The following is a 12,441-nucleotide window of genomic DNA, read 5'->3' as shown; positions in this document are numbered from 1 at the left end:
CGGCTGGGGAAATCGGTCAATGGTGGCTTGCGCCCCCATACTGCGCGGCGCAGGCCAAGTGCAAGCCGCCCGCCCTAGCGCGACAGCGCGACCAGCGTCGCCGAGACGGGGTCGAGGATGAAGGCCCCCACCTGCGCCCGGGCCTGCGCCAACCCATCGCGCCGTTCCGGCATCAACTGCACGAGAGAGGCAAAGCGGTTGTGATGCGTGCCGTCCACCGCGCCGATGGCCGAGATATCGACCAGCAAAACGCCATAGCGTTTGGCCAGCGCCTGCACCGCCGGGGAGCTGGCACTTGTGCGCCCGATCCGAGGACGCGCCCCGGCAAGCCCCGCCGAAATGCGCAGCGCCCGGTCGTCCGGCGCCACAAGGATGGCCATGGGCGGATCGAGCGGCCCGATGACCTCGACCTGTTTGCGAAAGACATCCACGTCGATGTCGGGCGCTGCGAGGACCACATCGCTCAGCCGCGCGATCACCGCATCCTGCCCCGACAGGCGCAACTGCCGCAGCGCCTCCACCACCAGCCAACCGCCCATGCTGTGGCCGAAAAGCGTGATCTCGCCCACGTCGGGATCGGCGGCGAGGGTGCCGAGCATGGCGGCGAGTTCATCGCGCGAATAGGCCGCCGCGTCCTTATCCGCGACATAGCCCACCACCGTCCCGGCAGAGGGCCAAGCGAAGAGGATCGGCTGTTCGGGCAAATGCCCATCCGCCGTCACCTGCGCCAAACGAAAGAGGGATTCCGGGAAGGTCTGGTTGTAGCCATGTACGAAGACCATGACATCCTGCCGCGCCCGGCCCGAGCGGCGGATATCGAGCCCCGGCAGCGGATCGCGCGCCGTCACCGCAAAGCTGCGGCGCGGGTCGGGCTTCTCATTGGGCCATTCGATCTTGCTGGCCTCATGGTCTGGCGGGATGGCGATGGTGAACCGCTCGTAATTCAGTGCCCGCGCGCGGGCGTCGGTATAGGAGCCGGTCTGCGGATCGCGCCCGCGGGTCGAGGCCACGGTGATCGCCAAACTCTGCGCAGCTTCGGCCTCGGGCACCACCGTCAAAGTCTCCCCGCCCGGGCGCGGTGCGCAGGCCGACAGCAAGACCACCGCAACCGCGCAGAGCGTCTGTAGCCCCCGGCCCCCAATCCCATGTCCCTGCATATCGCCCCCCCGGCCCTTCGTTCGGCGCAGTTCTAGCCCAATTGGCCCATAAAGTCATAGACGAAAGGCCCCTGCGACTGCGACGAAACAGCCCCGCTTCTAACCTACGGCAGCCCGATCTCTCTGCCCGCCTCTGCCGCCAGCAGCTTGCGGCCCGTGTCGAGCACGCCGTCGACGATGTCATTGGCAATCGCCGCGCTCAGCGCCGCGCCATCGCGGGCAGTGAGGGCGGCCAGCACCTCTTTGTGGCGGTCGATCTGATAGTATTCCGCGACCTCGGTGATGACTTGGCGCTGAAACGGGCCGAGTTGCAGCCAGATGCTTTCGATCATCGGCAAGGACGCCTGCGCGGGGTTCACGGAGTAAAGCATCCGGTGGAAGGCTTGGTTCAGCAGCGTCAGTTGATCCGCGTTCCGCTCGGCCACAAAACGGTCCATGCTGCCGTCGATCTCGGTCAGCCGGTCGATCACGATGTCCGAGATATAGGGCAAGGCGCGCAGGGCGGCGTGGGTCTCAACCGCGATGCGCAGGGCGACCAGTTCCTCAAACCGCTCGGGGGTCATCAGCGGCACGGTCAAGCGGCGGTTGTCCTTGATCTGGATGGCATGTTCCGAACTCAGCCGCCGCACCGCCTCGCGCACCGGGGTCGGGCTGAGGCCGAGCCGCTCCGCAATGCCGCGCATGGTCAGCGAGGTGCCCGGCGTGATCGCGCCCAGCATGATCGCATTGCGCAGCCGCTCGTAAACATATTCCTGCGTCGTCCCGCCCGGAATTTCGGGGATTTCGGGAATGTTGAGCGCATCGTTATCGGTGTCGATCATCTGGCCGCCTTTAATCTTTCGCCGCCGACCATACGCGCGGGGGCAATTGACAGACAAGCGGATAGTGATATGACATTCCAACAAATGGTATCACATTTTCAGGTTCGATATCGAAAGGAACCCCATGTCCGAGAGCAAAGCCGAAGCGTGGCTGGCGCAACATCCCGAGATCGAATCGATCTTTGCCTGCGTTTGTGACCTCAACGGCACCATGCGCGGCAAACGGGGGAGAACAGCGAGTTGGTGTTCGAGACCGGGGATTCCGACGGGCTTTGCGATTTCACCGGGCGCCCCCTGATGCCGATCACATGGACCACGCGCCCCACGGCGCTCGCCATGCTCTGGATGCGTCAGGAAAACGGCAAGCCCTTCCCCGGCGATCCCCGCCGCGCGCTGGCCGAAGTGGCGGCCAAGTTCAAGGCACGCGGCCTGACCCCCGTGGTCGCCACGGAACTGGAGTTCTACCTTTTCGACCCGACCGAGGATCACCCGCAGGCGCCCTGCTCTCCGGTCACCGGCAAGCGGCTGGATTCCGACGGCGCGCTGTCGCTGGACGAGTTACAGCATTTCGATGAGTTCCTGAACGAGGTCTACGACGCCTGCGAGTTGCAGGGCATCCCGGCGGATGCGGCCATCTCGGAAAATGGGGCCGGGCAGTTCGAGATCAACATGCGCCATGTGGACGACCCGCTGCGCGCCGCCGATGACGCGGTGCTGTTCAAACGTCTGGTCCGCGGCATCGCCCGCAAACACGGCTTTGCCGCCACCTTCATGGCCAAACCCTATGGGGATCTGGCGGGCAGCGGCTTTCACGTTCACTTCTCCTTGGTGGATGAAAACGGCGTCAATGTCTTCGACAACGGCGGGGAGGAAGGCACACCCCTGATGCTCAACGCCGTCGCCGGTCTGCTGGCCACGATGCAGCAAAATACGCTGACCTTCGCGCCGCATGAAAACTCCTACCGCCGCCTGCTGCCGGGCGCCCATGCGCCGACCAATGTCGCTTGGGGCTATGAGAACCGCACCGCGGCAATCCGCATCCCGGGCGGCGATCATAGGGCCCGCCGTATCGAGCATCGCGTCGCCGGGGCCGACGCCAACCCCTATCTGGTGCTGACCAGCATCTTGGGCGGCGCGCTGTTGGGGATCGAGCAAGACATGCAGCCCGTCGCCCCGATCACCGGCGACGCCTATACAATGAAGCTCGACAACCTGCCGCTCGACTGGGCCACGGCCATCGACGCCTTCCGCAAGGGGCCGGATGTGCCCGGCCTGTTCTCTGCCCGGTTGCAGACCATGATGGTCGAATGCAAGACGCAGGAGTTGCGCAAATTCGCGCGGCAAGTGACCCATTTCGAATATGACACCTATCTGGAGATCGTCTGATGTCGCGCCATCCCTACGCCGGAGACGGCAGCCATACGTCAAGCTACTACGCCGCCTCGGCCAACCCCGCCCCCGCGCGCCCCAAATTGCAGGGCGATCACGAGATCGACGTCTGCATCGTCGGCGCGGGCTACAGCGGGCTGTCGACCGGCCTGCATCTGGCCGAAAAGGGCTATAAGGTCGCCATCATCGAAGGCGCGCGCGTGGGCTGGGGGGCCTCGGGGCGTAATGGCGGGCAGATCGTCAACGGGCTGAACGCGAGCCTGCAAACGATCAAGCGCCGCTACGGGCAGGACACCGCGACCTTTGTCGCCGGCCTCGTGCAAGAGGGTGGCGAGATCATCCGCGAGCGGGTCCGCACCTATGACATTCAATGCGACCTCAAGGACAAGAACATCTTCACCGGCCTCACCACGGCGCATATGCGCGAGCTGGAGGAGCGGCAGAAGCTCTGGCAAAGCTACGGCATCGACAATCAAGAGATGCTGGACAAGGACCAGCTGCGCGCCCACGTCAATTCCGACCTCTACGAGGGCGGGCTGATCGACCATTCGGGCGGCCATATGCACCCCCTGAACCTCGCCCTCGGCGAAGCGGCTGCCTTTGAGAAGAACGGCGGCACGATCTATGAGATGTCCCCCGTCACCCATGTCGATCACGAGGCTGCCCGCCCTGTGGTCCGCACGGCCAAAGGGACGATGACCTGCAAGACACTGGTGCTCTGCGGCAATGCCTACCTCGGCCATGTGGTACCGACGCTGGCCCCGCGTGTGATGCCCGTCTCGACCCAAGTGATGGCCACCGAACCGCTGAGCGAGACGCAGGCCCATGCGCTGCTGCCCACCGATGCCTGCGTCGAAGACATCCGCTATATCCTCGACTACTACCGCCTGTCAGGTGACAAACGGATGCTCTTTGGCGGCGGCACCGTGTACGGCGGCGCGGACCCGCGCGACATCAAGGCCAAGCTTAAACGCAATATGGACAAGGTCTTCCCCCAGTTGAAAGACGTGAAGATCGACTATGCCTGGAGCGGGAATTTCGCCCTCTCATTCAGCCGCGTGCCGCAGATGGGCCGGATCGGTGACAACACCTATTTCGCCCATGGCTACAGCGGCCACGGCGTGACCGGATCGCATACCTTCGGGCGTATCCTTTCCGAGGCGATCGACGGCGACCTCACCCGCTTTGACGTCTTCGCCAATGTGCCATGGTTCCCCTTCCCCGGCGGGCGGATGTTCCGCGTGCCCTATTCGGTCGTGGGGTCATGGTGGTACGGGCTCCGCGACCGTTTGGGTGTCTGAAACCTTTTGACAGGGCTGGGGGTTTCTTCACAGTGGCGGGCATGGCGCACGTCATGAGTGGAAGGACCCCCATGCCCGATCAAAAGCCCGCCTCCGTGATCGTCTTCGACGTGAACGAGACCCTGCTCGACATCACCACGTTGGAGCCGCTCTTCGCGCGCCTCTTCGGCGACGCCTCGGTGCTGCGCGAATGGTTCGCCGAGCTGATCCTCTATTCCCAGACCATGACCCTCTCGGGCCGCTACGCGCCCTTTGGCGCACTGGCGGGTGGCGTCTTGCGAATGGTCGGCGCGAACAAAGGCGTCGCGGTGACGGATGAGGACGTGGCCGAGTTGAAATCCCGCATCGGCTCCATGCCCGCCCACCCGGATGTCGCCCCTGCCCTGCGCAGGCTGCAAGAGGCGGGGTTTCGACTGGTCACGCTGACCAATTCGCCCCCGTCCCCGGCCCCGACCCCGTTGGAGAAAGCCGGGATCGCCGATTTCTTCGAGCGGAGCTTTAGCATCGACGTGGTCGCAAAATTCAAACCTCATCCCGCGACTTATCAGATGGTGGCCGAGGCGCTTGATCTGGAAACCGATGATCTCTGCATGGTGGCTTGCCATCTGTGGGACACCATCGGCGCGCAGGCGGCGGGCTGTCAGGGGGCCTTCCTCACCCGGCCCAACAACAACCTGATCGAGGTGCAAGAGGTGCCGCAGCCGCACTACCTCTCGGACGATCTGGCGGATTTGGCCGAGCAGATCATCGCCGCGAACGGGCGCTGATCCTCAGCCGCCCATGCGCCGTGCCAGCCGCGTTTCAAGCTGCACCATGGCGTCATAGATCAGCACCGCAAACAGGCCAACCGCCAGCCCGCCCTGCACCACGAAGGCGGTGTTATTGGTCAAAAGCCCCGCGATGATCACCTCGCCCAAGGTCCGTGCTGCCACGGTCGAGCCGATGGTCGCCGTGCCAAGCGCGATGACCACCGACAGCCGAATGCCCGTTAGCGTCACCGGCAAGGCCAGCGGCAGTTCCACCCGCCAGAGCCGCTGCCAACGGCTGAGCCCGATGCCGCGCGCGGCCTCCATCGTGGCGGGCGGCAGGTTGGTGAGGCCGGTGACCGCATTCTCGAAGATCGGCAGCAGGCCATAGAGGAACAGCGCCACCAGCGTCGGCCCCGCCCCGAAACCCAAGGCCGGGACGGCCAGCGCCAGCACCGCCACGGGGGGAAAGGTCTGGCCCATATTGGTGATGGTGCGCGACAGCGGGCGAAAGGCCGCGCCCGCCGGGCGGGTCACGAGGACCGCCAGCGTCACCGCCACCACCGTTGCGGCTGCCGAGGCCATGGCCACCAGCGCCAGATGGCTCAGCGACAGCGACAAGAGCGAGGCGCGCGTGTAGATCACCGGACCATTCGCCGGGGCCAAGGGCGCAAGCAGCGGCGTGAACCACTCAGGCCGCAGGACCAAAGCCACCAGCACCGCCACCAGAAGCGGCCGCAGGATCCAGCCGATCCTCATGCGTGCTGCCCTGCCCTTGCGCGGATTGCATCGAGGGTCACGCGGCCCATCGGCAGGCCGTCTTTCGCCACTGGCACCGCCTCGCGCCCGGACCAAAGGCAGGCCGACAGCGCGTCGCGCAGACTGGCATCGTCGGGCAGCGCTTCGCCTTCGGCGCTGCCCTCTTCCACCAATTCCGCGACGGGGATCAGTGAAAGAAGCCGCAGGGGCCGCTCCACATCGCCGACCATATCCGCCACGAAATCCGTCGCGGGTGCGGCGATGATCTCGGCCGGCGTGCCGTGCTGCACCAGATGCCCCCCGTCCATGACCGCCACCCGGTCGCCCAACCGGATCGCCTCTTCCATGTCGTGGGTCACCAGCATGATGGTCGACCCCAGCCGCTGCTGGATGTGCCGCAGGTCTTCCTGCGCGCGGGTGCGAATGATCGGGTCCAGCGCGCCAAAGGGTTCGTCCATCAGCAACAGATCGGGCCTTGAGGCCAAGGCCCGCGCCACGCCAACCCGCTGCTGCTGCCCGCCCGAAAGCTCCGCCGGATAACGGTCGCGGAATTGCGCGGGGTCCATCGAGAAAAGCGCAAGCAGCTCATCCACCCGCGCCGCGATCTTCTCGCGCGGCCAGCCAAGCAGTTGCGGCACCGCGCCGATGTTGCGCCCCACCTTATGATGCGGGAACAGCCCGTGGCCTTGAATGGCATAGCCGATGCGCCGCCGCAGGATATGCGGCTTGACCGACAGCGTGGAGTCGCCGTTGATCCGCACCTCGCCCGAGGTCGGTTCCTCCAACCGGTTGATCATCCGCAAAAGCGTGGTCTTGCCTGAGCCTGAGGTGCCGACGATCACCGTGATCGTGCCCGTCTCAACCGTCATGGATACGGAATCCACCGCACGAATGTCGCCATAGGTCTTGGTAATGCGGTCGATCTCGATCATGCGCTGTCCTTTGGGGTCTTGCGGGTCAGTTCGACCAATATGTCCATCACGATGGCCGCCGTCAGGGCCAGCACCACGGTCGGCAGGGCACCCAGCAGGATCAAGTCGGTCGCGGTTTGGTTCAGCCCCTGAAAGACGAACGTCCCGAAGCCCCCGCCGCCGATCAGCCCGGCGATGACGGCCAGCCCGATGTTCTGTACCAAGACGATGCGCAGCCCGGTGAGGATGATCGGCAGGCCCAGCGGCAGTTCCACCCGCAACAGCCGTTGCAGCGGCGTCATCCCCATGCCCCGCGCGGCCTCAAGCGCCGCAGGCGGAGCCGAGGCCAGCCCCGCCACGGTATTGCCGACCACAGGCAGCAGCGAATAGAGCACCAGCGCCAGAAAGGCGGGCGCAAAGCCGATGCCCGCGATGCCAAGCGCCCGCGCGCCGGGCAAATTGGCCCCCACCCAACCGAGGATCGGGATCATCAGCCCGAACATGGCGAGCGAGGGAATGGTTTGCAAAAAGCTCAGCACCGGCAAGGTCGCCCCGCGCAGCCCGACAAGACGGTGACAGAGCACGCCAAGCGGGAAGCCAATCACCGCCGCCGCGGCGAGAGAGCCGAAGGCCAGCCCAAGATGGCGCAGGAATTCCCGGCCAAAGGCACCGGCCCGGCTGGCGTATTCCTGCATCACCGAAAGCTCCGACAGCGCCCCCGACCACAGGATCGCGCCAAGCACCGCAAGCACGCCCGCCAGCACGGCCCCGCGCATCAGCGGCCCCGGTGCCATCGCGGCAAGCGCATCTGCCATGAGCAGCATGAAGACGACCAGCAGACACCAGAAGCCCACCGAGGGCGAGACACGGGCATAATCACCCGCTTCGGCCAGCAGGCCGGAGGCGCCTTGGGTCAGCAGCCACAACAGCCCGCCCAAGCCCAAAGCCGCCCCGGCAATACGCAGACCATTGCGGCCCGCAGGCAGCCCCATCAGCAGCCCCGCCCCGATCGCCGCAAGCCCCGGCAGCACCACCGGCAGGCTGGCCACGCCCCATGCCATCACCCCTTCGCCCGCCACGATCCGGTTGGCGGCAAGGGTCATGAAAGGCACGCAAAGCGCTGCCGCGCCCAGCACAGCGAACAAAAGCCCCGGCGCAGAAATCCCTGCGCCGGGGCCAGTTATTGTGCGGGCGGCGGAGATCAGTCCAGCACCCCGGTCTCGGTCAGATAGGAGCGTGCCACGGCTTCCGCCGGCTCCCCGCCGACTTGAATCCGACCGTTCAGCTTTTGCAGCGTCGCCATGTCGAGCCCGGAGAAGATCGGGTTCAGCACTTCGGCGATCTGGGGGTATTCCTCCAACACCTCGGCGCGGACGATGGGGGCGGGTTCATAGACCGGCTGCACGCCCTTGTCGTCTTCCATCACCACCAGCCCCGTGGCCCCCACGCCGCCATCGGTGCCGTAAACCATCGCCGCGTTCACGCCCGATGTGCCACGCGCCGCCGCCTGAATGGTCGCCGCCGTGTCGCCGCCCGACAGGATCACGGTCTGGTCTTGGCTCAGCTCGAAACCATAGGTTTCCTGCATCGCGGGCAAAACAGCCGGAGAGGACACGAATTCGGTCGAGGCGGCGAGCTTCACCTCACCACCCTCGGCCACCCATGCGCCGAAATCTGACATGGTGGTGAGGTCATTTTCCTCGGCCACCGGGCCGGTCACGGCGATGGCCCAAGTGTTGTTGGCCGGTGCGGAGTCGAGCCAAGTGACGTTATTCTCACCGCCGTCCAATTCCTTGGCGCGGGCATGGGCCTTGGCCGCGTCTTTCCAAACATCGCTTTCCGCTTCGTTAAAGAAGAAGGCCGCGTTGCCGGTGTATTCGGGGTAAATGTCGATCTGGTCCGACAGGATCGCTTCGCGCACGACCTGCGTGCCGCCGAGTTGCAGACGGCGTTCAACCGGCAGACCCGCATCTTCGAGCGCCAGTGCGATGACGTTGCCCAACAGGCCGCCTTCGGTGTCGATCTTCGACGATACGGTGATCTCAGCCGAGGCGGCAGAGGCCAAAGCGGCGGCAAGGCCAGCGGCTACGGCAGTGGAAAGAATGCGGGGACCCATGGGCGAGAACTCCTTGAAACAATGGCCTGACACGGCGACATGCCGTTTGAAAACGGTAAGGTAGCTGGCATTTTCGCGAAACCAAGGCGGGATTGCACGGCGGCACGGAATTTTTACCGCCCCGAGTACGACAAAGGGCGCGCCCGGAGTGACCGAACGCGCCCTTTGCCTTGCCGCCACGCGCCGGTCAGGCGGCGCGGGCAGCCTCCGCCTCCCGCGCGGCGCTGCGCTTGAAGAAAAGGAAGTAGAGCACCGGTGCCGCGATCAGCGTCAGGACCGAGGCAAAGGCCAGCCCGCCCATGATCGTCGCCGCCATCGATTGGAAAAAGGCATCTGACAACAGCGGCAGCATCCCCAGAATGGTCGTCGCAGCGGCAAGGAAGACCGGACGCAGACGCGAGGTCGAAGCGGTAACGATGGCCTCTTTCAGATCCATCGTCGGATCGGCGGCGCGGGTGAGGTCGATTTCTTCGACCAGCACGATGCCGTTCTTGATCAACATCCCCGAGAGCGACAAGAGCCCCAGAAGCGCGGTAAAGGTGAAGGGCAGACCCGTCCCCAAAAGCGCCAGACTGACCCCGTTCACCGCCATCGGCACCAAGAGCCAAATGATGATCGGCTGTTTCAGCGCGTTGAACAGCAGGACCGAGATCAGAACCATGATGATGATGCTGAAGGGCAACTGCTTGCCCAAGGCGGCCTGCGCCTCTCCCGCGCTTTCCAACTCGCCCCCCCATTCCATGGCATAGCCTTCGGGAATTTCCATCGCCTCGATGGTTTCCTGCACCTCGGCCTGCACCTGCGCCGCCGTGACGCCGCGCGGGATATCCGCGCCCACGGTGATCACATCGGCCCGATCGCGACGGTAGAGCAGCGTGTCCTGCGGCTCGAACCGGAAACCGTCGATCACCTGCTCCATCGGGACCAGCGCGTTGGTGTTTTGCGCATAGATCACATGGTCCGTCAGCGCCAAATCGGCATCCTGCGGGGCGCGGATCACGATGGGAATCTGACGATCCCGCTCGCGGAAGGTGCCGCCGCTGGTGCCTTCGGTGGCGAATTTGAGGGTCTCGGTGATTTCGGTCCGCGAGATGCCTGCGTCCTGCGCGCGTTCTTCGGCATAGATCGGACGCAGCACCAATTCACGCTCGCGCCAGTCCTGACGCGGGGTGATGATATTGTCCGACGCCGCCTGCATCCGGTCCATCGCCTCATCCGCGAGATCGCGCAGCACATTGGGATCGCGGCCCGAGAAGCGCACCTCGATCGGGGCACCGCCGCCGGGGCCAAAGGCCAAGCGCTTGGCCCGGAACTCCCCTTGCGGAACCGCATCGGCGGCGAAGGCCTCAAGCGCGTTCATCTCGTCTTGGATCACCTCAAGCGAAGACACCCGGACGATCAGATGCCCATAGCTGGGGTTGGGGTCTTCGGCCTGATAGGTCAGCATGAAACGCGCCGCGCCCTGCCCCGCGTAGGAGGTCACGTCTTCGACATTGTCCCGCGCCACCAGCCAGTCTTCGAGCACAGCCAGATCGTTGGAGGTCTGATGGATCGACGACCCTTGGGGCAGCTTGTAATGCACGAAGTAGAGCGGCGTGTTGCTGTCGGGGAAGAACTGCTGCTTGATCTGACCAAAGAGGGCATAACACACCGCCGTCCCGGCAATCAGCGCCACGATCACCAGCCAGCGCAGCTTGAGCGAGGCACGCAGCACGGCGGCATAGCCCTTGAAGATCGCCCCGTCATAGCCGCCAGCCCCACCTTCGACGCCGCGTTTGAAAAAGTAGTGCCCCAAAAGCGGCGTGGCGGTGATGGCCAGCACCCAAGACAGCAGCAGCGAAATCGCGATCACGGCAAAGAGCGAGAAGAGGAATTCACCCGTGGCATCGGGGCTCAGCCCGATCCCGGCGAAAGCCATGATGCCGATGACGGTCGCCCCCAAAAGCGGGATCTGTGTCTTGCTCGCCGCCTCGGTCGCCGCTTCGCGCGAGCTTTTGCCCTGCTGCATGGAGATCTGCATCCCCTCGGCCACAACGATGGCGTTATCGACCAGCATCCCCATCGCGATGATCAACGCCCCGAGTGAGATACGCTCCATCTCAATCGCGCCGAGCGCCATGAAAAAGAGCGTCCCCACCACCGTCAGCAACAGGGTGGAACCCACGACCACCGCCGCGCGCCAGCCCATGAAGACGGCCAGCACGGCCACAACGATGGCGACGGACATGGCGAGGTTCAGCAAAAAGGCGTTCGACGCCTCTTCGACCACCGCGTGCTGGCGGTAGATGGATTCAATCGAGATGCCCAAGGGCAGCGATTCGCGCAGCTGCGCAAGCTTGTCGTCCACCCGCTTGCCGATATCGACGATATTCTCGGTCGCGATCCCGGCCACCCCGAGGGTAAAGGCCTCCTGCCCGTTGTGGCGGATCACCAGATCGGGGTTCGCCTCGCGGGTGCGGTAGATGTTGGTCACATCGGCAAGGTTGATCACCTGACCGCCAACACCCACCGACAGGGCGGCGATCTCGGACACGCTGTCAGAGCCTTCGGGCCGCTGGATCAGGGTGCGCCCGTCTTCGTCCTGAATGGCGCCGCCGTCGACGATCTCATTCGCGCTCGATACCGCGCCGACAATGGCCGAGGGCGGAATGCCGAGCGTGGTGCTCAGCGCAAGTTGCGGTTCGACATAGATGACTTCATTGGGCAGGCCCGAAAGCGCCACATCCGACACGCCATCCACCAGCAGCAATTCCCGCCGCAGATAGCTGGAGAGCTCGTTGACCTCGGCGTCGGAATAGCCCTCAGCCGTCACGGCGTAGTAAAGCCCGTAAACATCGCCGAAACCGTCGTTCACATAGGGCTGTGTCGCCCCGCTCGGCAAGGCTGCCTCATTCACGCGGTTGCGCAGTTTGGTCCAAATTTCCGGCAGTTCGGACCCGTCAAAGGTGTCCTGCATATTGACCGTGATCCACGACAGGCCGGGCTGGTTCATGGATTCGATGTCCTTGATCTCGGACATCTTCTGAATTTGCGATTCCAGCGGTTCGGTCACCTCAAGTGCGACCTCTTCGGCAGAGGCACCGGGGTATTGGGTCACGACCACGGCGGTTTTGATGGTAAATGCCGGATCTTCGAGACGGCCAAGGGTCGCGAAACCCCAGATACCGCCCAAAAGACAGGTCAGCATGATGATCCAAGTATAGATCGGGCGGTTGATCGACAGACGTGCGATATCCATGCG

At 64.6% G+C, this 12,441-nt stretch carries 9 protein-coding genes and 1 pseudogene; 3 read left to right on the top strand and 7 right to left on the bottom strand.

What is annotated here, in order from left to right; translation table 11 throughout:
- Window positions 1–74 precede the first annotated feature (74 nt).
- Together ACGYLO_RS09060 and ACGYLO_RS09055 are read right to left on the bottom strand one after the other, a co-directional pair.
- Window positions 75–1,157, bottom strand: coding sequence for an alpha/beta hydrolase (locus ACGYLO_RS09060; RefSeq protein WP_271689263.1), 1,083 nt, complete (start codon window positions 1,155–1,157; stop codon window positions 75–77).
- A gap of 104 nt (window positions 1,158–1,261) precedes the next feature.
- On the bottom strand, window positions 1,262–1,978 hold the full coding sequence (locus ACGYLO_RS09055) for a GntR family transcriptional regulator (RefSeq protein WP_271689262.1): 717 nt from the start codon (window positions 1,976–1,978) through the stop codon (window positions 1,262–1,264).
- A gap of 124 nt (window positions 1,979–2,102) precedes the next feature.
- On the opposite strand from ACGYLO_RS09055, the pseudogene ACGYLO_RS09050 reads away from it, so the two are divergent.
- From ACGYLO_RS09050 to ACGYLO_RS09040, 3 genes and pseudogenes are all read left to right on the top strand, one after another.
- Window positions 2,103–3,364 (top strand): annotated as a pseudogene (locus ACGYLO_RS09050) (glutamine synthetase family protein).
- Window positions 3,364–4,668, top strand: coding sequence for an FAD-binding oxidoreductase (locus ACGYLO_RS09045; RefSeq protein WP_271689261.1), 1,305 nt, complete (start codon window positions 3,364–3,366; stop codon window positions 4,666–4,668). Before ACGYLO_RS09050 ends, ACGYLO_RS09045 begins: the two are co-directional and overlap by 1 nt.
- Window positions 4,669–4,739: 71 nt before the next feature.
- Window positions 4,740–5,435 (top strand): haloacid dehalogenase type II, encoded by a 696-nt coding sequence (locus ACGYLO_RS09040; protein ID WP_271689260.1) that lies wholly within the window; start codon window positions 4,740–4,742, stop codon window positions 5,433–5,435.
- Between the two features lie 3 nt (window positions 5,436–5,438).
- On the opposite strand, the gene ACGYLO_RS09035 is transcribed toward ACGYLO_RS09040, so the two are convergent.
- From ACGYLO_RS09035 to ACGYLO_RS09015, 5 genes are all read right to left on the bottom strand, one after another.
- Window positions 5,439–6,173 (bottom strand): ABC transporter permease, encoded by a 735-nt coding sequence (locus ACGYLO_RS09035; RefSeq protein ID WP_271689259.1) that lies wholly within the window; start codon window positions 6,171–6,173, stop codon window positions 5,439–5,441.
- Window positions 6,170–7,105 (bottom strand): ABC transporter ATP-binding protein, encoded by a 936-nt coding sequence (locus ACGYLO_RS09030; protein WP_271689258.1) that lies wholly within the window; start codon window positions 7,103–7,105, stop codon window positions 6,170–6,172. Before ACGYLO_RS09030 ends, ACGYLO_RS09035 begins: the two co-directional genes overlap by 4 nt.
- Window positions 7,102–8,187: an ABC transporter permease gene (locus tag ACGYLO_RS09025; protein WP_271689257.1), complete on the bottom strand. Its 1,086-nt coding sequence runs from the start codon at window positions 8,185–8,187 to the stop codon at window positions 7,102–7,104. Before ACGYLO_RS09025 ends, ACGYLO_RS09030 begins: the two co-directional genes overlap by 4 nt.
- A gap of 98 nt (window positions 8,188–8,285) precedes the next feature.
- Window positions 8,286–9,200 carry an ABC transporter substrate-binding protein gene (locus ACGYLO_RS09020; protein ID WP_271689256.1) on the bottom strand — a complete coding sequence of 305 codons (915 nt, stop codon included), beginning with the start codon at window positions 9,198–9,200 and terminating at the stop codon, window positions 8,286–8,288.
- 187 nt (window positions 9,201–9,387) lie between these two features.
- Window positions 9,388–12,438, bottom strand: a complete 3,051-nt coding sequence (locus ACGYLO_RS09015) for an efflux RND transporter permease subunit (protein ID WP_271689255.1) — start codon at window positions 12,436–12,438, stop codon at window positions 9,388–9,390.
- Window positions 12,439–12,441: the final 3 nt, after the last annotated feature.

Origin of the sequence: Sulfitobacter sp. 1A13353 (assembly GCF_043557255.1) — a bacterium.
GTDB classification, from domain to species: domain Bacteria; phylum Pseudomonadota; class Alphaproteobacteria; order Rhodobacterales; family Rhodobacteraceae; genus Sulfitobacter; species Sulfitobacter faviae.
This window is presented reverse-complemented; position numbering and strand designations above follow the sequence as displayed.